This is a genomic window from Ensifer sp. EB106-03-01-XG145 (genome assembly GCF_058792075.1).
Map to the genome: position 1 here is coordinate 109,496 of NZ_JBYTEC010000001.1, position 19,942 is coordinate 129,437.

20 protein-coding genes and 1 other RNA gene are annotated in these 19,942 nt (G+C 62.5%); 12 read left to right on the forward strand and 9 right to left on the reverse strand.

Going from position 1 to position 19,942, the window contains the following annotated elements; translation table 11 throughout:
* Positions 1 to 38 precede the first annotated feature (38 nt).
* Positions 39 to 872 (reverse strand): nucleotidyltransferase domain-containing protein, encoded by an 834-nt coding sequence (locus AC3WWH_RS00540; protein WP_197417440.1) that lies wholly within the window; start codon positions 870 to 872, stop codon positions 39 to 41.
* A gap of 106 nt (positions 873 to 978) precedes the next feature.
* Positions 979 to 1,251 (reverse strand): BON domain-containing protein, encoded by a 273-nt coding sequence (locus AC3WWH_RS00545; protein WP_058324508.1) that lies wholly within the window; start codon positions 1,249 to 1,251, stop codon positions 979 to 981.
* 131 nt (positions 1,252 to 1,382) lie between these two features.
* On the opposite strand from AC3WWH_RS00545, the gene AC3WWH_RS00550 reads away from it, so the two are divergent.
* Positions 1,383 to 2,327 carry an AEC family transporter gene (locus AC3WWH_RS00550; protein ID WP_057247800.1) on the forward strand — a complete coding sequence of 315 codons (945 nt, stop codon included), beginning with the start codon at positions 1,383 to 1,385 and terminating at the stop codon, positions 2,325 to 2,327.
* Positions 2,328 to 2,476: 149 nt separating this feature from the next.
* Here AC3WWH_RS00550 and AC3WWH_RS00555 read toward each other — a convergent pair whose 3' ends face one another.
* The gene (locus AC3WWH_RS00555; RefSeq protein ID WP_058324509.1) at positions 2,477 to 3,178 is read right to left on the reverse strand and encodes a c-type cytochrome; all 702 of its coding nucleotides are present in this window, start codon (positions 3,176 to 3,178) and stop codon (positions 2,477 to 2,479) included.
* Between the two features lie 156 nt (positions 3,179 to 3,334).
* On the opposite strand from AC3WWH_RS00555, the gene AC3WWH_RS00560 reads away from it, so the two are divergent.
* From AC3WWH_RS00560 to AC3WWH_RS00570, 3 genes are all read left to right on the forward strand, one after another.
* Complete coding sequence (locus AC3WWH_RS00560) at positions 3,335 to 4,093, forward strand: 3-deoxy-manno-octulosonate cytidylyltransferase (protein ID WP_058324510.1); 759 nt, start codon at positions 3,335 to 3,337, stop codon at positions 4,091 to 4,093.
* A 19-nt stretch (positions 4,094 to 4,112) separates the two neighbouring features.
* Positions 4,113 to 4,967 (forward strand): prephenate dehydratase, encoded by an 855-nt coding sequence (locus tag AC3WWH_RS00565; RefSeq protein ID WP_058324511.1) that lies wholly within the window; start codon positions 4,113 to 4,115, stop codon positions 4,965 to 4,967.
* A gap of 485 nt (positions 4,968 to 5,452) precedes the next feature.
* Positions 5,453 to 5,590 carry a DUF1127 domain-containing protein gene (locus AC3WWH_RS00570; protein WP_064817013.1) on the forward strand — a complete coding sequence of 46 codons (138 nt, stop codon included), beginning with the start codon at positions 5,453 to 5,455 and terminating at the stop codon, positions 5,588 to 5,590.
* 162 nt (positions 5,591 to 5,752) lie between these two features.
* On the opposite strand, the gene AC3WWH_RS00575 is transcribed toward AC3WWH_RS00570, so the two are convergent.
* The 4 genes from AC3WWH_RS00575 to AC3WWH_RS00590 all read right to left on the reverse strand — a co-directional run bounded on the left by AC3WWH_RS00575 (position 5,753) and on the right by AC3WWH_RS00590 (position 8,364).
* Positions 5,753 to 6,121 (reverse strand): VOC family protein, encoded by a 369-nt coding sequence (locus AC3WWH_RS00575; RefSeq protein WP_058324513.1) that lies wholly within the window; start codon positions 6,119 to 6,121, stop codon positions 5,753 to 5,755.
* A 74-nt stretch (positions 6,122 to 6,195) separates the two neighbouring features.
* Positions 6,196 to 6,903, reverse strand: coding sequence for a helix-turn-helix transcriptional regulator (locus AC3WWH_RS00580; protein WP_057247806.1), 708 nt, complete (start codon positions 6,901 to 6,903; stop codon positions 6,196 to 6,198).
* 28 nt (positions 6,904 to 6,931) lie between these two features.
* On the reverse strand, positions 6,932 to 7,912 hold the full coding sequence (gene nudC, locus AC3WWH_RS00585; RefSeq protein WP_057247807.1) for an NAD(+) diphosphatase: 981 nt from the start codon (positions 7,910 to 7,912) through the stop codon (positions 6,932 to 6,934).
* Positions 7,913 to 7,914: 2 nt separating this feature from the next.
* On the reverse strand, positions 7,915 to 8,364 hold the full coding sequence (locus tag AC3WWH_RS00590; RefSeq protein ID WP_058324514.1) for an HIT family protein: 450 nt from the start codon (positions 8,362 to 8,364) through the stop codon (positions 7,915 to 7,917).
* Positions 8,365 to 8,428: 64 nt separating this feature from the next.
* On the opposite strand from AC3WWH_RS00590, the gene ffs reads away from it, so the two are divergent.
* The 3 genes from ffs to AC3WWH_RS00605 all read left to right on the forward strand — a co-directional run bounded on the left by ffs (position 8,429) and on the right by AC3WWH_RS00605 (position 10,803).
* An RNA gene (gene ffs / locus AC3WWH_RS00595) (signal recognition particle sRNA small type) lies at positions 8,429 to 8,526 on the forward strand.
* Between the two features lie 45 nt (positions 8,527 to 8,571).
* On the forward strand, positions 8,572 to 10,440 hold the full coding sequence (locus tag AC3WWH_RS00600; RefSeq protein ID WP_058324515.1) for a DNA polymerase III subunit gamma/tau: 1,869 nt from the start codon (positions 8,572 to 8,574) through the stop codon (positions 10,438 to 10,440).
* Positions 10,441 to 10,479: 39 nt separating this feature from the next.
* On the forward strand, positions 10,480 to 10,803 hold the full coding sequence (locus tag AC3WWH_RS00605; protein WP_057247810.1) for a YbaB/EbfC family nucleoid-associated protein: 324 nt from the start codon (positions 10,480 to 10,482) through the stop codon (positions 10,801 to 10,803).
* Between the two features lie 64 nt (positions 10,804 to 10,867).
* Here AC3WWH_RS00605 and AC3WWH_RS00610 read toward each other — a convergent pair whose 3' ends face one another.
* Complete coding sequence (locus AC3WWH_RS00610) at positions 10,868 to 12,694, reverse strand: patatin-like phospholipase domain-containing protein (protein WP_058324516.1); 1,827 nt, start codon at positions 12,692 to 12,694, stop codon at positions 10,868 to 10,870.
* A 140-nt stretch (positions 12,695 to 12,834) separates the two neighbouring features.
* Here AC3WWH_RS00610 and recR point away from each other — a divergent pair, with 140 nt between their 5' ends.
* Together recR and AC3WWH_RS00620 are read left to right on the forward strand one after the other, a co-directional pair.
* On the forward strand, positions 12,835 to 13,440 hold the full coding sequence (gene recR, locus AC3WWH_RS00615) for a recombination mediator RecR (RefSeq protein WP_057247812.1): 606 nt from the start codon (positions 12,835 to 12,837) through the stop codon (positions 13,438 to 13,440).
* A gap of 42 nt (positions 13,441 to 13,482) precedes the next feature.
* Positions 13,483 to 14,721, forward strand: a complete 1,239-nt coding sequence (locus AC3WWH_RS00620) for a lytic murein transglycosylase (protein WP_058324517.1) — start codon at positions 13,483 to 13,485, stop codon at positions 14,719 to 14,721.
* Between the two features lie 224 nt (positions 14,722 to 14,945).
* Here AC3WWH_RS00620 and AC3WWH_RS00625 read toward each other — a convergent pair whose 3' ends face one another.
* Complete coding sequence (locus AC3WWH_RS00625; RefSeq protein ID WP_057247814.1) at positions 14,946 to 16,580, reverse strand: MFS transporter; 1,635 nt, start codon at positions 16,578 to 16,580, stop codon at positions 14,946 to 14,948.
* Positions 16,581 to 16,852: 272 nt separating this feature from the next.
* Here AC3WWH_RS00625 and rimP point away from each other — a divergent pair, with 272 nt between their 5' ends.
* From rimP to AC3WWH_RS00640, 3 genes are read left to right on the forward strand one after another with little or no spacing between them, the layout of a single operon-like run.
* Positions 16,853 to 17,473 carry a ribosome maturation factor RimP gene (gene rimP / locus AC3WWH_RS00630; RefSeq protein WP_057247815.1) on the forward strand — a complete coding sequence of 207 codons (621 nt, stop codon included), beginning with the start codon at positions 16,853 to 16,855 and terminating at the stop codon, positions 17,471 to 17,473.
* A 45-nt stretch (positions 17,474 to 17,518) separates the two neighbouring features.
* The gene (nusA, locus tag AC3WWH_RS00635) at positions 17,519 to 19,138 is read left to right on the forward strand and encodes a transcription termination factor NusA (RefSeq protein WP_057247816.1); all 1,620 of its coding nucleotides are present in this window, start codon (positions 17,519 to 17,521) and stop codon (positions 19,136 to 19,138) included.
* Between the two features lie 5 nt (positions 19,139 to 19,143).
* Complete coding sequence (locus tag AC3WWH_RS00640) at positions 19,144 to 19,851, forward strand: RNA-binding protein (RefSeq protein ID WP_057247817.1); 708 nt, start codon at positions 19,144 to 19,146, stop codon at positions 19,849 to 19,851.
* Positions 19,852 to 19,942 lie beyond the last annotated feature (91 nt).

The window sequence follows — 19,942 nt, forward strand, 5'->3', positions numbered from 1 at the left end:
CGGCCGCGTGTCACCCCGAAAACCCTGGCCCTCTTTCATCAAGCCTGAGCACCTTCTGCGAATCGAAGCACCGTCTCCCGAAAGAATGTTTCCGCATCCGCATGGGCTTTCGCCGGGGCATGTATGCGGCCACCGCCAAAAGCGCTCTGAGCCAGCAGGAATTCGTTGTCGATGAAGTCGAGAATAGGGCGTGGAACGGCGGCAAAACCCAATTCTCGACTGGAAGCTTTGCGCAACAGGAGATCATCCACGATCTCCCGGACCCCAGACGGTGGGTCGATTTCGGCTATGAGAGTCGGGAAATGCATGGGAGGCACGGCCAGGTCCGGACGGCCACGCAACCACCTCAGCGCAGCCGCAGGCCGTAGCGCATAGAAAACCTTCTTCTGGGCAACGTTTTGAGTGTCGCCAAAATAGGTTTTGCGCTGGCGTTCACCCAGATGAAGGTAGTGGAGGCCGATCAGGTCTCGGCTCGCATACCGATGTGCCAAGTCCAGAAAGTGGGTGCGAAACGATGCGGAGCCGCAATAGACGATCGGGGATGTCAGCCATTCGAGGATCACGGCATTGCCCTTGAGCATCAGCTTCAGCGCTTTGCCCAGATCCCATCCGTTGACGTCGAAGACGCCCTCGAGCGGCGTTTCGATAACGTCTCGCTTGACCCAGGGAGACAGATAGTCTTCCAGCCGGCGAACGAAGAGGAAGCGGCAGTCATAGTCGCTGTCCGGGGAGGGAAAGCCCCATGCTCGGCTGCCGCTTTCGATCGCGATCGGGATTGCGACATTGTTCTGCCCACGGATCGCTTCAAGCCTCCGATCGATGTTCGTCACGACGTCCGGCGCCATGTTCGGCGCAATAGCCCTCAGTCCCATTTTCAACTTCCGTTCGAATCGATCGAAATATGCGTCTGCGCATGGATCGATAGCGTTTCGCCCGGGAGTTGTCCTGGGGAATATGGAAAGAGAGTTGGCTTTCGACTTAGCCTGTCGCGCCCGGCTTCGCGTTCAGCCGGTTCTCGACGCTGGCAACACCGATCACCGATGCCGCCGCATCCCCGGCGCAGGCGACGTCCGTTTCGCTCGCGACCTCACCGGAAAGAACGACGAGCCCGCCAAGCGCCATCACCGATATCCCGCTCGTGTCGACCAGGGCGGCATACTGGATGAAGCGCAGCACCTTGTCGGCGAGCGCGTCATCCGTCAGATGCGGATCGTCGTCTCCATGGGCATAAATGGGCTTATCTGGCGGCATGGCATGTTCCTCATGCTCTTCCCGAACGCCTGCGGTCTGCGAAGGTTCCCTTGAAAGTGCTCTGCCGCGCCGCGCTTGCGATCCTGGCGTGAACGCGGTTATTGCTGGCAGTCCCATCCCAAGGCCTGCGCATGTCCGACATCTTCCAGAACGTTCTGCCCATCTTCGTCCTGATCCTTGCCGGCTGGCTGTTGGTTCGGTCAGGCTATCTGAAACCGGCTGTCGGCGAAGCGCTCGGCGACTTCGTCTTTCGTGTTGCCGTTCCCGTTCTATTATTTCGCACGATTGCCGAAGCGGATTTCAAGGACGGTTCGCCCTGGCCGCTCTGGGTCGCCTACTTTTCCGGCGTTGCCGTCACCTGGGCGGCCGGGCATCTGGCTGCAACGCTCATCTTCCGGCGTGACCCACGCATGGGCGTTCTTGCCGGCGTCTCCTCGGCCTTCGCCAACACCGTGTTCATCGGCTTGCCGTTGGTTTCACGCATCGTCGGCGAGGAGGGAATAGTGGCGATTTCGATCCTGCTGTCCGTCCATCTGCCGGTCATGATGATCGCCGGCACGCTGCTGATGGAGCGTGCCGAGCGCCGTGCAAGCGGCAAACCAGGGCAAAGCCCGTTGCATCTTCTCGCCGGCGTCGGCCGCAACCTGGTGCGCAATCCGCTGGTCATCGGGCTTGCTTGCGGCGCAGCGTTTCATCTCGTCGGCCAGCCGCTTGGCGGACCTGTGAAGACTGTCGTCGATCAGCTTGCCTCGATGGCGGCGCCGGCAGCGCTGATCTCGATCGGCATGGCGCTAGACAAATACGGCCTTGCCGGCAATCTCGGTCTTGCTTCCTTTACGAGTGTGCTGAAGCTCCTCGTCATGCCCGGGGTCGTGTTCACCAGTTGCCACCTGCTTGGCCTCAACGACAACTGGACGACGGCGCTGGTGCTGACATCGGCCGTTCCAACCGGCGTCAACGCCTGGCTGATCGCCAACCATTTCAACGTCGGCCACGCACTCGCCTCCTCGACCATCACATTGACGACCGCGCTCGGCGTCGTCAGCGTTTCGGTCTGGGCCTATCTGCTGGTGTGACTGCTTCGGAACTTCGGGAAGTGTTTCCTCGGGAGGAGCGAAATCCCGTCTATCGATTCGCGTGGATGTGTCGCGTCACCGTGCCCCGCAAATGCAAAAGGCCCGGCGCGAGCCGGGCCTTTCGAATGGGTTGTTTCCAACCGCTAAGCTTATTGCGCCGGTGCCGGCTGGCCTTCGGCAGGCTTGGATTCCGTCGCCGGAGCGGCATGGCCTTCAGCCGGCTTGGTTTCGGTTGCCGGAGCCTCTGCCGGCTTTGCGCCTTCGGCGCCAGCAGCCGGTGCCGCTTCGGCAGCGCCGCCAGCCGCATCCGGCAGCGGAGCCGGAGAATCGGCCTGCTCGCGCAGCCACGCGATCAGGTTGGCGCGCTCGTCCGGCTTCTTGACGCCGGCAAAGCCCATGGCGGTGCCCGGAACGTGCTTCTTCGGCGCTTCGATGAAGAAGCTCAGGTGGTCGTAATCCCAGACGACCTTGCTGCCCTCGGAGAAGGTCTTCATGCCGGCCGAATAGCTGAAGCCTTCATGCGAGGCGATCGGACGGTTGACGAGGCCCCAGAGGTTCGGACCGACTTTGTTTGCGCCGCCCTTGTCGGCGGTGTGACAGCTTGCGCACTTCTTGAACACGGCTTCACCGGCAGAAGCATCGGCCTTGAGAAGCAGCGGCTTGATATCGACTTCGACTTCTGCGGCGCCGCCGGCGCCGGCTTCAGACGTGCCCTCTTCGGCAACGATCGCGAAGCCTTCCTTCTCGGGAGCCTCGGAGTGGAAAATGCCTTCCGATGCAATGGACACGGACATCAGAACGAAGACCGTCCCCAGAAAGGCACCCACGCCCATGTTCACATATGAATTCATCTGCAAACGCTCCCTTTGCCACCGGCGCAAACAAAAACCCGGCCTATCTTGAAATCGCGCGGAACCTATGTCTTTTGGCTCTGCGTTGCAACAGTGATTATCGGCCCCTAACTGAGACTTATTGACACTTTCAGCGGGGTTTTTGAAGGCCAGATCATGAATCGCGAAAATTCAGGTAAAGCCATCGTGCTCATTCCGGCGCGCATGGCCTCGACTCGCCTGCCCGGAAAGCCGCTCGCCGACATTTGCGGCCTGCCAATGATCGTCCAGGTGGCGAAACGCGCCGAGGAAGCGGACGTCGGCCGCGTGGTCGTCGCCGTCGACGACCAGCAGGTCTTCGACGTGGTGCGGGAGGCCGGCTTCGAAGCGATCATGACCCGCATCGATCACCAGTCCGGATCCGACCGGATCTATGAAGCGCTGCAGAAGGCCGACCCGACCGGCGAAGCGGAGATCGTCATCAACGTGCAGGGCGATCTGCCGACGGTCGAGCCGGCATCGATCCGTGCCGCGCTGAACCCGCTTGAAAACGCCGGCACCGATATCGCGACGCTGACGGTGGCGATCACCGAAGAGAGCGAAAAGACCAACCCGAACATCGTCAAGGTCGTCGGCTCGCCGCTGAGCGACACGCGCCTGCGCGCACTTTACTTTACCCGCGCCACCGCGCCCTACGGCCAGGGCCCGCTCTACCATCACATCGGTCTCTACGCCTATCGCCGCCAGGCGCTGGAGCGCTTCGTATCGCTAAAGCCCTCCGTGCTCGAGCGCCGCGAGTCGCTGGAGCAACTGCGCGCGCTCGAGGCCGGCATGCGCATCGATGTCGAGATCGTCGATTCGGTTCCGCTCGGCGTCGATACGCCGGTGGAGCTGGAAAAAGCCCGCCGTATCCTTTCCGCCCGCCATCCCGAATAAGCCTGAGAAGGAAGCTACCGTGACCGTCAAGACCAACAGGATTTCCTTCCAGGGCGACTACGGCGCCAATTCCGACATGGCCTGCCGCGACATGTTTCCGTCGATGGAGCCGCTGCCCTGCCAGACCTTCGAGGATGCCTTCGTCGCGGTCGAGAACGGCGATGCGGACCTGGCAATGATCCCGATCGAGAACACGATCGCCGGCCGCGTCGCCGACATCCATCACCTCCTGCCGGAATCGCGGCTGCACATCGTCGGCGAATACTTCATGCCGATCCGTTTCCAGCTGATGGTTCTGCCCGGCGTCACGCGTGACGAAATCCGCACCGTGCACAGCCACATCCACGCGCTCGGCCAGTGCCGCAAGATCGTGCGTTCCAATGGCTGGAAGCCGGTCGTCGCCGGCGATACCGCCGGCGCGGCGAAGCTTGTTTCCGAAAAGGGCGACCGCTCGATGGCGGCGCTTGCGCCGCGCCTTGCCGCCGATCTCTACGGCCTCGAGATCGTCGCCGAAAACGTCGAGGACACCGAAAGCAACGTCACCCGCTTCGTCGTGCTTTCCCGTGAAGAACAGCGCATAGGGCGTTCCGCGGACGACGAGTTGATCATCACCACCTTCGTCTTCAATGTCCGCAACATTCCCGCGGCCCTCTACAAGGCGATGGGCGGTTTCGCGACCAACGGCATCAACATGACCAAGCTCGAGAGCTATCAGCTCGGCGGCAAGTTCGTGGCGACGCAGTTCTACGCCGATATCGAAGGCCATCCCGACGATATCGGCGTGCTCCACGCCATGGACGAGCTGCGTTTCTTCTCCGAGAAGGTCCGCATCCTTGGTACCTACAAGGCGCACCCGATGCGCGGCGTGCTCTGACGCTTGCCTCAGACCCGCTCGAAAGCTCCTCGAAAGGGAAAGTCGGGCGAGACGAGCCGCCACACCTCACCGGACGCAAGGTGCCGATACCACTTTTCGTCCGGTAAGCTCCCCGCACGAGATGTCCTCACCGGGACCTCCAGGGCGATCCCCGCGCTCACCTGATCTGCAATCCAGCGCTCGAAGCGATCGAATTCCGATGGCATCTGAAAGGCTGCGATCTTCTCCCATTCGCATGTCGTCATCTTCGTTTATCAAAACTGGCCAATAGAATTGGCTGTGGCAACACCCGTTCGTTCCGGCCGTGATCCAAGGCGGTTTTGCAACGGGAATCATCAGCTTAACGATCGTGTCGCGGCGTAAGAAAGTGGCAAAAATTCGTTAACCGGCTACGCGTCTGGCGCATGCCTAATCTGCAATCGCGGCGGTACACAAATTTTAGGCAAATGCCTATCTAACGCTCGTTCACGTAAGGAGTGTTAAAGATGAAGATCCGTCAGAAGATCATGGAATATGCGAAGACCCGCCGTGCGATCCGCGAGCTGAACGCTCTCGACGATCACGCACTGAGCGATATCGGTCTGTCCCGTTCGCAGATCCAGGCCGCCGTTTACGGCCGCTAATCCGCATCATTCGCGTATCCCGCCGCGTCTGCATGTGTCCTTTGATCGTTCCGATCAAAGGACAAAAATATGCGGCAATGTAAGTGCTGCAGCGACCTTTGCACGTCTGCTAAGACGTGCGGCGCTGTAGGGCTGGCGGGATACGCGCCGCTGTCCTCTCGATCACGAATCGAAGAGGCAGACGCGCAGCCGGTGACCATCCGGATCGAGCGCGACGAAGGTCGGACCGAAATCCATCTCGGTCAATTCCTGCGCAATCTGCAGCCCTTCCGCCTTCCATTTCTCGTAGTGCGCGCGCACTGCGCCCTCATCCTCCACCATGAACGCCAGTTCCGAGCGATGGCCTGATGCCGTCGGCTCCGGCGCGACCGTATGTTCGGCCCAGAGCCCGAGGGTGAAGCCGCCGGGCAGTTCGAAGGACGAAAAGGTCTGGTAGGTGACGCTTGGTTCCTGCGCGAGGACATCGCGGTAGAACGCCACGCTCGCCAGCGGGTCCTTGACATAAAGAACGATGAGATTTGCCTTGGCCATGTTGTTTCCTCCTTGTTGCGGGGAATTGCAGGCTAGGCGTGGTGGCTGCCAACTTCTGTCAGCATCGAGAGTTGTCAGGAGCCGACCGTCTGGCGCTTGGATGCGGCGATGTCCTGGCTGGCGCGCCAATCCTTCATCAGTACCTGGCGGCGACGAGGATAACGCGCTTCGGTCACGGTCATCCGGCGCATGCGGTCAGCGCGGAAGTGCCGGAAGTCCAGGCGCAGTTCACACCACGCCATGACCATGCGGACGTTCTCGAAGAAGCCGAGCGCAAAGGGCCAGATCGTGCGCTGCGTTGCACTGCCATCATTGTCCACGTAGTCGAGTTCCACCTTGCGCTCGTTGCGGATCGCCCGCCTGAGTGCGGCAATGTCGATGCCGTTGGTGGCCGGCGGGCTCGGCCCGACGAGCAGGGTCGAGCTGTCCAGCTCCTCGCGAAGCTCGGCCGGAAGCACCGCGGCGATCTTGGCAAGGGCGTTTGCTGCAGCACCTGCGAGATCGTCGTCGGTACGCTTTGAAACCCAGCGCGATCCGAGCACCAGTGCCTCGATTTCCTCCGCGGAAAACATCATCGGCGGCAGCATGAAGCCGGGTTTCAGCACATAGCCGAGCCCCGGTTCGCCCTCGATATGGGCGCCCTGAGCCTGCAGACTGGCGATATCGCGATAGAGCGTTCGGAGGCTGACACCGGTCTCTTCCGCCAGCCGCTGGCCGCTCACCGGCTGGCGGTAGCGCCGGAGCACCTGCAGAAGATCCAGCAGCCGTTCGGAGCGGGACACGGTCGGCCCTCCTCGTAACCCGTCGCCCTCAGGCCCGCTCGTCCCAGGCGAGCCAGTCGCGCATCAGCTGGTGCGCGATCGCGCCCTTCGGCGGCGGAATATGCTCGTCGCCGGTATTGGCAACGCCGGTCGAGCGTTCGAGCATCGCGATCGTTTCCTCGCGGGTGAACCAGCGCACGTCTTCCAGCTCCTGCTCGTCGCGCTTGATGACGGTCGATTTCGCCTCGGCGTAACAACCGATCATCAGCGTGTGCGGCATCGGCCAGGGCTGCGAGGCATGGTAACGCACCCGGCCGATGTGGATGCCGGACTCCTCGTGCGTTTCCCGGCGCACGGCATTTTCGATCGTCTCCCCCGGCTCGACGAAACCGGCAAGGCAGGAATACATGCCCGGCGCGAAATGTGGGCTGCGGCCAAGCAGGCAGAGGTCGCGCTCAAGGTCGATCGTCATCATGATGACGACCGGATCTGTTCGCGGAAAGACCATGTGGCCGCAGGCGGTGCAGACCCGGCGATAGCCGCCGGCCGTGCCTTCCATCGGCCCGGCGCAGCGGCCGCAGAAGCGGTTGTTGGCGTTCCAGGTAATGAGGCTCGAGGCCTGGGCGAATTGGCCGAGCAGTTCCTCCGGCAGCATCTGCTGCCGGTAGAGCGTGCGGCCATCGGCGATCTTGAAGGGTTCAGTGATCGTCTCTTCGGTCAAGCCCGTCGGCACGGCAAGCCGTGGCTCGCCGTTCGGCAGGTAGCCGAGCAGGATGGTCTCGTCGAGCACGGGTTCGAGCCCTTCGAGTTCGTAAGGGGCAAACAGCGGGTCGATGATCTTCTCGTCGTGCTTGACGATCAGCTTCGGTCCCGAGAAGGCCAGGAAATGGGCGCCCGGGTGCTTGAGCGCCAGCTCGACGCAATCGTCGCTGCGGTGCTCCGACTGGCGGTCCAGATGGTTTTCGGAAAAGGCGACGAGAGTGCTTGGCTCCGGATGCGGGCTACGAAGGTCAAAGATCGATTTCGTCATGTTCAGAGGTTTTCCAGAATGCGCGCTGCGAAGTCCCGATGTTCTTTCTCGTCCCACGGCTCCGGCTTGCCGAAGCCCCAGACCGGCCCCGGCCAGTTCGGGTCGCCGTCGTTGCGGGCGATGATATGCACATGTAGTTGCCGAACGATATTGCCCAATGCGCCGACATTGATCTTTTGAGCGCCGGTGACCGTCTTCAGGGCGGTTGCCGCCATGGTCGTCTCGAAGGTCAGCATCGTCTGGTCGAGTGGGGTCAGGTCGAAGATTTCCGAAATGCCTTCACGCTGCGGAATGAGCACGAGCCAGGGCCAGCGGCGGTCGTTCATCAGCCGCATCTGACAGAGGCCGATCGAGGCGATCGGGATGCCGTCGCGTTCGAGCCGCTCGTCGAGAGTGAAGGTCGCCAAGTCATTCTCCTCAGGCAAAGACAACGGATTCGCCTTGTTTTGCATATCGATATCAGTTTTTTGATGGCTTGGCTTGCATTTGCTTTCGATATTGCCGATATGGAAGCCGGGAGGTTGGTGGTGGACGAGCCACTCGCCAACCGGGTCAGGTCCGGAAGGAAGCAGCCCTAACGAGCCCCGGCACGGGTCATCGTGCCAGCCTCCCACCTTTTCCGTCCTGTCGGGACAAGAGTTCGAACAGCGGCAGGGTCGATGAGCGACGACACGTCCATTTCATCCGTTGAGAAACCGGCCGCCTACCGTGTTCTGGCGCGCAAGTATCGCCCCAAGGATTTCTCCGACCTGATGGTCGGCCAGGAACCGATGGTGCGCACGCTCACCAACGCTTTTGAAACGGGTCGCATCGCGCAGGCCTATATGCTGACCGGTGTGCGCGGGGTCGGCAAGACCACCACCGCCCGCATCCTCGCCCGTGCGCTGAACTACAAGACCGCTGAGACCGACAGGCCGACGATCGACCTTCGTGTGCCGGGCGAACACTGCCAGGCGATCATGGATGGCCGCCATGTCGACGTCATCGAAATGGACGCCGCCTCGCATACCGGTATCGATGACATCAGAGAGATTATCGAACAGGTTCGCTACCGCCCGGTATCGGCGCGCTATAAGGTCTACATCATCGACGAAGTGCACATGCTCTCGACCCAGGCCTTCAACGGCCTGTTGAAGACGCTCGAAGAGCCGCCGGAACATGTGAAGTTCATCTTCGCCACCACCGAAATCCGCAAGGTTCCGATCACGGTTCTGTCGCGCTGCCAGCGCTTCGATCTGCGCCGCATCAGCGCCTCTGATCTCGTCGGCCTGTTTTCGACGATCCTCGGCAAGGAAGGCGTTTCCTTCGATCCGGAAGCGCTCGCCATGGTCGCCCGCGCCGCCGAAGGCTCGGCGCGTGACGGCCTGTCGCTGCTCGACCAGGCCATTGCGCATGGCGGCGGTGCGGTCGAGGTCGAGACCGTGCGCTCCATGTTGGGCCTTGCCGACCGCGCCCGCATCGTCGATCTCTTCGACCATGTCGTCAAAGGCGATGTTGCGGCCGCGCTCCAGGAGTTTGCCGCGCAATACGGGGCCGGCGCCAACCCGACGGTCGTTCTGACCGATCTCGCCGATTTCACCCATCTTGTCACTCGCATGAAATATGTGCCGGAGGCGGTCAACGATCAGTCGCTGAGCGAGATCGAGCGCACCCGCGGTGCCGTCTTCGCCGAAAGCGTTGCGGTCACGGCACTCTCGCGTATCTGGCAGATGCTGCTCAAGGGCATTCCGGAAGCGGAAAGCTCGTCGCGCCCGGCGGGAGCTGCCGAAATGGTGCTGATCCGGCTGGCGCATGCCGCACACCTGCCGGCGCCGGAAGAGGCTGCGCGACGCGTGCTTGAGCTTTCCGGCGGTGAAGGCGGCGGCGCCCGTTCCGGGCCGGTTGGCGGCAATGGCGGCGGGGCACAGGCCTCCGCCTCAGGATCGATTTCGGCGCAGGCAACGCAGGCGATGCCGGTGCAGCGCCCGACGAGCAACGGCGCGACGATGCTGCGCGCCGTGCCGGATGCAGCACCCCAGCCGGTCACCGTCGGCCGTATCGAGGAGCGACCCGCGGTGGCCCCAGCTGCCAAGCCGCAGCCATCGGTTCCGGTCAATTCGATCGCAGATATCGCCGAACTTTGCGCCAAGAACCGCGACATCAAGCTGAAGACGCTGGTGCGCGGCTTCCTGCGGCTGGTGCATATCGAGGCCGGTCGTCTCGACGTCAATGTTTCCGACGATGCGCCGAAGACGCTGCTTGGTGAAGTCGCGGTCAAGCTCAAGGAATGGACCGGCATCCATTGGATCGTCAGCTACAGCCGAGAGCGCGGCGAGCCGACGCTGATCGAGGCCGAACAGCGGGCGCAGGAACAGCGCGTCAACGATGCGCGCCAGGACCCGGATGTCGCGGCCATTCTCGCCCGCTTCCCGGGTGCCAAGATCACCGACGTGCGCATTCGCGCCGTCGAGGAAGAGGCCGAGAGTGTTGCTCCGGCTACAGCCGAATCCGCCGACGGCGATATCGTCCCTGGCGACGACATCGAATAGTCCCGTCTGCGAGCAGAAACAGAAAAACAGGAGACGACGATGCGCGACATCATGGGGATGATGGGCAAGGTCAAGGAAATGCAGGCCAAGATGGAGAAGATGCAGGCGGAGATCGCCGCACTCGAAGTCGACGGCACGTCCGGCGGTGGTCTGGTGACCGTCCGCCTCGACGGCAAGGGCACCCTCAAGAGCCTGAAGATCGATCCTTCGCTCTTCAAGGAAGACGACGTCGAGATCCTCGAAGACCTGATCGTCGCCGCCCACAAGGACGCCAAGGACAAGGCCGAAGCCGTCCAGGCGGAAAAGACCGCCGAACTGACCGCCGGCCTGCCGATCCCGCCCGGCATGAAGCTGCCGTTCTGACCGGTTTGAACGAGTTGGAGCGCGGTGCGTTCGGAAAACCGCACGCATTATTCCGCATCCCGCTCTATTGATTGGGCGCCGGTGGCGTGTCCGGCCGCGGAGGGTTCGCCCCGCGTGGATTGGTATCCATGCTGGCGGTGATCCTGAGATCCACCTTCTGGCTGGAAGGTGGAGGAATCGGGCGCCGATCGAGTTCGGCGCCTATGGCTGCGAGCTTCTGGGTAAGCTCGTTCAGCGCTAGGCGATCAGCCTTTGTAACGCCGACGAGGCCGGTCGGATCGTATTCCGTCAGGATCGCCGGATAGTCGATCCTGCGCTCGGTCGCCGGTTCCATGTAACGATTGGACAGCTTGCGCAGCGACTCGGAAAGTGTCGGCAGCATCGTCATCGCCCGGCGCCATCGATGTTCGTTGAAGTCGAAATTCTTGAGCACGACGTCGCCGGCCTTGCCGCCGAGCATACTCAGGAAATTCACGGTTTCTCCATCCATGTCGAGATTGAGCCCGCCTTCCTTGGCATCGTCGAGCCTCACCTCGACAATGCGTTCGCTGTAGCCATGGAGCTGGCTCTGTAGCGTGTCCTGCCAGTTGCGGGCTGTGTCGAGGATAGCGCCGACGAAGGCGAAAAGTCCCTCGACCGGATAGACCGGCGTCGCCTTGCCTTCGGCCGTACGGCGCGGCAGGTGCACGCGGCTGCCACCTGATCCGTCCTCATCCTCTCCATGGCGCCTCGGATCGTAACTCGCCAGCGAAATACCGAAGGTCGGGCGACCGGGCAGCAGTCCGTCGAACAAATGGATCGGGAAATTGCTGGTGATGCCGCCATCGGAAAACAGGCAGCGGATATGGGTTGACGGATCGCGCCGGGCTGCCGCGCGCAGGGAATAATCGTAGCGATAGAGTGGAACGCCGCGGATCAATCCGGGGAAGCTGAGACTCATGCGGGCGATGATCGCCACCGGCAGCTTCCTTGCCGGCGGTAGCTGGTAGTAATCCCGCACGCCGTCCGGCCCTACGATGTCGCGTGGTTTGCTCTCCTTCAGGAGGTAGCTCATGATGGACGGCGGAAACAGCCTTTCGAATTCCGACTTGCGGTAATTGTGCACCCGGTCGCCAAAGGGTAGCTCGTAAGGCCGCCGCGAAGAGAGATCGGTGGTGACGCTCTTCAACGTGATCTCGTAGCGATCGAGATCGCCGATCGTCAAAGGCCGCGCTTCTCCGTCGGAGCGAACCGGGCCGGCAATGGCTTCGATCCGCTCGGCAATCCAGTTGGTGAATGCAGGTTTCTTCGCGCCCGGTTGGGTCAGGCCGCTGCATAGGCCGAAGTCGTGGGCCGGCAACACCACCGCGACCGCGCGATAGAGCTGATAGGTCAACATCGCCATCGCGCCGATCAGGACGACGAGCGCCCCCAGGATGCCAAGCGCCCAGTCGGTCGCGGCGATGCCGGCGACGATCAGCGCGAGGCCGGGGAGGGCGGCAAGAAGCAACGCCAGGTGAAAAACCCTGAGGGTCTCCAGAGCTGCCGCCACCACCTTGTTTCCCTGCGTTCGCACCATCGCCATCCCGACGCGAAAGAGCGGCGCTGTTTCCGCCGATGGCTGGAAGAAGGTCGGGAGATTGGCAGCCAGCTCCTTCGGCATCGCATCGATCAGCGCGAAGCCAGCGTTCTTTTCGTCCGCCGTTGCGGCACTTTGGCGTCGGTATTCGGCGGCCGCTGTCATGACGGCGGCAATCGCACCGGCCGATGTGCCGCCGATGTGCATGAAGCGGTAGCGGGTCGCGAGTTCGGTAATGGCGCGCGGGAAGACCACACCGGAGGTGATGCCGCCTTTCATGATCAGATCGCATTCATCGCTGGGGGCTGCATAGCGGAAAGGCGTATTGGTCATCGGAGCCTCCATCTGCTGCAAACAACAATAGATTGCGCCTTGCTCGAATGCACGCCGATTTCTCCTGTGCCCTTTGCGATGGCCCACTGCAGTGTGCGAAGTCGATTCCGTTCGGGCTCGATATGGGCTAAAAGCGCCGCATGGCAAAACGAGTCACCGGCCCCGAAATCGAAAAACTCATCCAGCTCCTGGCAAAAGTCCCGGGGCTCGGGCCGCGTTCGGCACGGCGCGCCGCCCTCCATCTCGTCAAGAAGAAGGACCAGTTGCTGGGGCCGCTCGCCGACGCGATGGGCGAGGCGCACCGCAAGGTCCGTATTTGCTCCTGCTGCGGCAATGTCGATACGATCGATCCCTGCACCGTCTGCTCCGACGAGCGTCGCGACCAGTCCGTCATCATCGTCGTCGAGGATGTTTCCGACCTCTGGGCGCTGGAGCGCGCCGGCGCGATGAACGCCGCCTATCACGTGCTTGGCGGCACGCTCTCCCCGCTCGACGGTGTCGGTCCTGAAGACCTCAACATCAAAGGACTTGTCCAGCGCGTCGCCAATGGCGGCGTCCGCGAACTGATCATCGCCGTGAATGCGACGGTCGAGGGCCAGACCACGGCGCACTACATCACCGACCAGCTCGAGGGCATGGAAGTGAAGATCACCCGGCTTGCCCATGGCGTGCCTGTTGGCGGTGAACTCGACTATCTCGACGAGGGCACGCTGGCCGCCGCCCTTCGCGCCCGCACGTCGATCTGACGCTATTTTCGAACGCCGCGATCCAACCGATAGGGAAGCCTTATGCTGAGACTTCTTTCACTTTCGACCTTGTTGCTCTGTGGCTGGCTGGGGTTCGCGTATGCCGCGACGAAGGCGGATGTCGAGGCGGAGTTTCGCGCCTGGCTCCAGAGCGATCTCTGGCCGGAAGCGCAGAAGGCTGGCATTTCCGCCGGTTCATTCAAGGCCGCCTTCGCCGACGTGAAGCTCAACTGGGACCTGCCGGATCTGGCGCCTCCCGGCTTCCCGAAGCCGAAAGAGCAGAAGCAGAGCCAGGCGGAGTTTTCCTCGCCCGGCAGCTACTTCTCGGAGAAGCGCCTGCAAGGACTGGCGGCAACCGGCCGCAGCCTTGCTTCCACCCATGCCTCGACCCTGAAGAAGATCGAGCGCACCTATGGCGTGCCGGCCTCGGTGGTTGTGGCGATCTGGGGCCGTGAGTCCGGCTTCGGCCGCGCCAAGATCCCCTATCCGGTCGTCGACGTGCTGGCGACCAAGGCCTTCATGTCGACGCGGCCCGACCTTTTCAGACGCGAGCTGATCTCGGCGCTGCACATTCTCGACAGCGGCGACGTCGACGAGACGGCGATGCGCGGCTCCTGGGCCGGCGCCATGGGCCAGCCGCAGTTCATGCCGTCGAGCTTCCTGCAATATGCCGTCGACTTCGACGGCGACGGCCGCCGCGACATCTGGAATTCGGTGCCGGACAGCCTGGCCTCGATCGCCAACTATCTCGTCAAGAAGGGCTGGCAGCGCAACCGCGACTGGGGCTTCGAGGTGTCGATTCCCGACGCCGTCTCCTGCGCACAGGAAGGCCCGGACCTCGCACGGCCGATTTCGGACTGGGCCAACAAGGGCATCACGCGGATTTCCGGCAAGGCCTTCCCGTCGCATGAACTGTCGGCGTCGTCTATGATGCTGGTGCCGGCCGGCCGGCATGGGCCGGAATTCATCGTTACGCCGAATTTCTATGTGCTCAAGGAGTACAACAACTCCGACCTCTATGCGCTGTTCATCGGCAATCTCGCCGACCGCATCGCCACCGGCGGCGGTGCGTTCCGCGGGAGCTGGGGCGATGTCGGCAACATGCTGCGCTCGGACGTTCTCGCCATGCAGAAGGCGCTCGTCGCCAAGGGCTACGACGTCGGCAAGGTCGACGGCCTTCCCGGCTACAAGACGCGCCGCTCTCTCGGTGACTGGCAGGCAAAGAGCGGGCTTGCCGCCACCTGCTTCCCCAATGCCTCGCTGAAGGCGAAGCTGCGCTAAGGCAATTTCAACCAGAGGCGTCGACGCTCTCTCAAGCTGAACCGCTGAACCGAAAGAGGCCCTGCGTGACGGGCCTCTTTCGTTGCATTGGTCGATGTCAGCGTGGGGGGCGACAACGGCATTTAGAGCAATTCCAGGAAAAGTGGGAAACGATTTTCCGTCCGGAATTGCGTAGTTTCAAAGACTTAGATCACTTCAGTGTTTCGATGAAACAATGAAATGATCTAGTGCATGTCGACATCGACCTGGCGTTTGTAGCGCTCGTAGTGCGTCGGCACGATCGTCTGGCGTTCGATCATCCGGTGCACGCGCGGTGGTGCTGCACCGCTGTGCAGCGCCGTCAGCTTGTCGCCGACGGCGGCGTCGGCCTGGGTACGGCGCTGGTTGTGGCGCACATATTCGACCCAGGTCGGCACGTGGTAGGTCTCGGTCCAGGTCGTCGGGTTTTCGAGGTCGCGCATCAGCGCCCAGTGTCCCGCACCGTCGCGAATACGGATGCGCCGGCGTTCCGCCATGGTCGTGAGGAACTCGGGGATATCGTCGTCGGCGATCTCGTAGTCGATCATGATGACGATCGGGCCGCTGCGCGGCTTCAGGTCCAGTTCGAGCGGCGGTTCGTTGAAGCGGTTGAGCGGATCGAGATTGAGCGAAGTGAACTCCGGTAGCGGCAGCCGGAAGCCGACCACGACCCCAGCGAACATCAGCAGACAGGAGCCCATCAGCGCATTGGCGGCACCATATTGTTCGGCCGCCGTGCCCCAGAGCCAGCTGCCGCCAGCAATGCCGCCGAAGGTCATAGTCTGGTAGAGCGATAGCGCCCGGCCAACGACCCAGCGCGGCGTCGAGAGCTGCACGGTCGTGTTGAACAGCGAAAGCGCCAACACCCAGCAGGCGCCGGAGACGAGCAGCACGAGACAGCTGAGCCAGGCATAGGTGCTCCAGGCCGTGATCGCGGCGCTCGCAGCAAAGCCGGTGAAGGCGATGCGCACGATCGCCTCGCTCGACAGCTTCTCCCTCAATCGCGCGCTGAGCAGCGCCCCGCCGATCGCGCCGAGGCCGAAGGCGCCGAGCATCAGGCCGTAGGTGAGCGGTCCGCCTTGAACGAGATCGCGGGCGACGAGCGGCAAGAGTGCGAGGATCGCGCTTGCCGAAAGACCGAAGAGAAAACCGCGCAGCAGAACCTTGCCGATGTTGGGCGACATCGCGACATAGCGCAGGCCCGCGGATATGGCGCGGCCGAGCGTCTCGCGCGGCAGTGTGTTCGTCGGCACTTCCCGCCGCCAGCGCACCAGCGCAAAGAGGATCGCGAAATAGCTGAGCGTATTGGCGAAGAAGGCGGCGGCAGCCCCCGCGGCGGCGACGATCGCGCCGCCGATCGCCGGGCCGACGCTGCGGGTGATGTTGAAGCCCATGCTGTTGAGCGCGACTGCCGCCGGCAGGTCGTCGCGCGGGACCATGTCGCCGACCGAGGCCTGCCAGGATGGGTTGTTGAGCGCCGTGCCGCAGCCGATGAGGAAGGTGAAGAGCAGGAGCAGCCAGGGCGTGATCAGTCCGACATAGGCGCAGATGGTCAGAAGCGCCGAGACGGAGAGCATGAAACACTGCGCCACCAGCATGATCCGCCGCCGATCGAAATTATCGGCAAGCGCGCCCGAGATGAGCGAGAAGAGCATGATCGGCAGCGAGGTCGAGGCCTGCACCAGTGCCACCATGTTTGCCGACGGTGAGATCGAGGTCATCAGCCAGGCGGCGCCGACCGATTGGATGAGGCCGCCGAAGTTGGATGCGAGGCTCGCGATCCAGATCGTGCGGAAGATGTCGTGCTTAAAGGGTGCAAGCGGCGAATTACGGTGGGGCACCTCGTCTTCTCTCTTGTCCTTGATTGTCGTCTCGAAGCGGTTCTATCCCTGTTATAGGCCCGAGGACGCGAAGTGCCACCCGCTGAAATTGACCTTGTTGTCGAAGATCGTCGTCTGCGAGCGGATCGGCGCATTTGGAGCGCACGGCCCAATGCCTTGCAATTTGCGGCGATGAAGCGTATATGAGCCTCAAATTCTTGATCGGTAGATGAAGAGTGGGCCCGTCAGGACCCGCTCTTTTTTATTAGCCGGTCCGATGAGGAGATGATCGTTTGTCCGATACGACAACGGCTGAAAATGCAAATGAACCGCGCCTGATCACCGAAACCGGTCTCGACCAGCGCATCGCCGACATCATCGAGCCGGTCATCGTGCCGATGGGTTACCGCCTGGTGCGCGTGCGCATGTCCGGCCAGAACGGCCTGACGTTGCAGATCATGGCCGAGCGCAACGACGGCACCATGACCGTCGAAGACTGCGAAGAGATCTCCAAGGCCATTTCGCCGGTGCTCGATGTGGAAGATCCGATCGACAAGGCGTATCATCTCGAAGTGTCGTCGGCCGGCATCGACCGTCCCATGGTGCGCAAGTCCGACTTCTTCCGCTGGCAGGGGCACCTGCTGAAATGCGAGACGTCGGTTCTGGTCGATGGCCGCAAGCGGTTCCGCGGCAAGATCGTTTCCGTCGATGACGATGGTTTCCGGCTTGAGCGCGACCAGCCCGCGTACGGCGAGGAACCTGTCGTCGTCATCCCGTTCACCACGCTTGCCGAAGCGCGGCTGATCCTGACCGACGATCTGATCCGTGATGCGCTGACGGCCGACAAGAAGGCGAAGGCCGAGCGCGCCGCGAACGAGAATTTCGAAGACGAAGATTCACCTATTGAGGAATAAGTCGGGCGGAGCGTGAAGCCCCCTGCAACCCAACGGAGATAAGACATGGCAGTCAGTGCTAACCGGCTCGAGCTTCTGCAGATCGCGGATGCCGTCGCGCGTGAAAAGGTGATCGACCGCGAGATCGTTCTGGCCGCAATGGCCGATGCGATCCAGAAGGCCGCCCGCTCGCGCTATGGGTCGGAATCGAACATCCGCGCCGACATCAACTCGAAGACCGGTGAAATCCGCCTGCAGCGTCTTCTGGAAGTGGTCGAAAAGGCTGACGACTATTCCACGCAGATCCCGCTCGAGCTTGCTCGCGATCGCAATCCGGACGCCAAGCTCGGCGATTTCATCGCCGACCCGCTGCCGCCGATGGACTTCGGCCGCATCGCCGCCCAGTCTGCCAAGCAGGTCATCGTCCAGAAGGTTCGCGAAGCCGAGCGTGATCGCCAGTTCGACGAATTCAAGGATCGCGTCGGCGAGATCGTCAACGGCACGGTCAAGCGCGTCGAATACGGCAACGTCATCGTCGACCTCGGCCGTGGCGAAGGCATCATCCGCCGCGACGAGATGATCCCGCGCGAAAACATGCGCTACGGCGACCGCGTCCGCGCCTTCGTCTACGACGTTCGCCGCGAACAGCGCGGCCCGCAGATCTTCCTGTCGCGTACCCATCCGCAGTTCATGGTGAAGCTCTTCACCATGGAAGTGCCTGAGATCTACGACGGCATCATCCAGATCAAGTCGGTTGCCCGTGACCCGGGTTCGCGCGCCAAGATCGCCGTTGTCTCCAACGACTCGTCGATCGACCCGGTCGGCGCCTGCGTCGGTATGCGCGGTTCGCGCGTTCAGGCCGTCGTCGGCGAACTGCAGGGCGAAAAGATCGACATCATTCCGTGGTCGCAGGATCCGGCATCGTTCATCGTCAACGCGCTGCAGCCGGCGGAAGTGGCCAAGGTCGTTCTCGACGAAGATGCGGAGCGCATCGAAGTGGTCGTTCCGGACGAGCAGCTTTCGCTCGCCATCGGCCGTCGCGGCCAGAACGTTCGCCTCGCCTCGCAGCTGACCGGCTGGGACATCGACATCCTCACCGAACAGGAAGAGAGCGAGCGTCGCCAGAAGGAATTCACCGAGCGCACCAACCTGTTCATGGACGCGCTCGACGTCGACGAAATGGTCGGCCAGGTTCTGGCGTCCGAAGGCTTTGCCGCCGTCGAGGAGCTTGCCTATGTCGACCTCGACGAAATCTCGTCGATCGATGGCTTCGACGAGGAGACCGCTACCGAAATCCAGACCCGTGCGCGCGAATTCCTCGACAAGCTCGAAGCGGAAATGGATGCCAAGCGCAAGGAACTCGGCGTTGCCGACGAGCTGCGCTCGATCGACGGCCTGACGAGCCAGATGCTCGTTGCGCTCGGCGAAGAAGGCATCAAGACGATCGAAGACTTTGCCGGCTGCGCCGCTGACGACCTCGTCGGCTGGAGCGAACGCAAGGACGGCGAGACCAAGCGCTTCGAGGGCACCTTCTCGAAGTTCGACGTTTCGCGCGCCGAAGCCGAAGCCATGATCGTTCAGGCCCGCCTCGCGGCCGGCTGGATCACGGAAGAGGACCTGGCAAGCGATGAGGTCGAAGGCGAAGAGCCGATCGACGTTGCCGAAGGCGCCGAGCAGGACGCTTAAGGACGATGACCGCCTCTGATGATGCCGACAGCCTGCCTTCGGACACATTGCCCTTGGATGGGGGCCCGAAGGATCGGAGCGGCAGCACGCGGACGTGCATCGTCACCCGCGAAAGCGGTTCGCCGGATGAGTTGATCCGCTTCGTTGCCGGGCCCGACGGTCGCGTCGTTCCCGATCTGAAGCGCCAGCTTCCGGGACGCGGCTGCTGGGTGAAGGCCGAGCGGGCGCTCGTTGAAAAGGCGGTGGCGAAGAAGTTCTTCGCCCGCGCCCTGAAGGCGGACGTCAAGGCCGACGCGACGCTCGCCGACGACGTCGACCGGCTGCTCGCCGAGCAGTTGGCCGGCATGATGAACATGGCGCGCAAGGCGGCCCAGTTCATCTCCGGCGCGACGAAGACGGAGCAGGCCGTGCGCGGTCTTGCAGCGCTTGCCGTGTTCCATGCGGCCGACGCTGCAGCCGACGGTGTGCGGAAGATAGACCAGGCCCGCAAGGCGATGAGCTTCGTGGCCGACGATGAAATGGAAATACCTTCGTTCCGTCCCTTCACCGGGGCGGAAATGGAGGGCCTTTTAGGAAGTAATGCTTTTATCCATGCCGCAGCGCTTGCAGGGCAGGCGGGTGAGGGTGTAGTGAAGCGCGCAATCATGCTCGAAAAGTACCGAGGATCCGTCCCGGTCCGGGCCGACGGCGGCGCTGGCAAGCCACAGCAATGACCCGCGTCACCAGCACAGTCTGGCATCGCGTACATTGTTTGAGACAATTTGGAAGACAGGGTCAGGTGATACGCATCCGGCCCTGATCGCT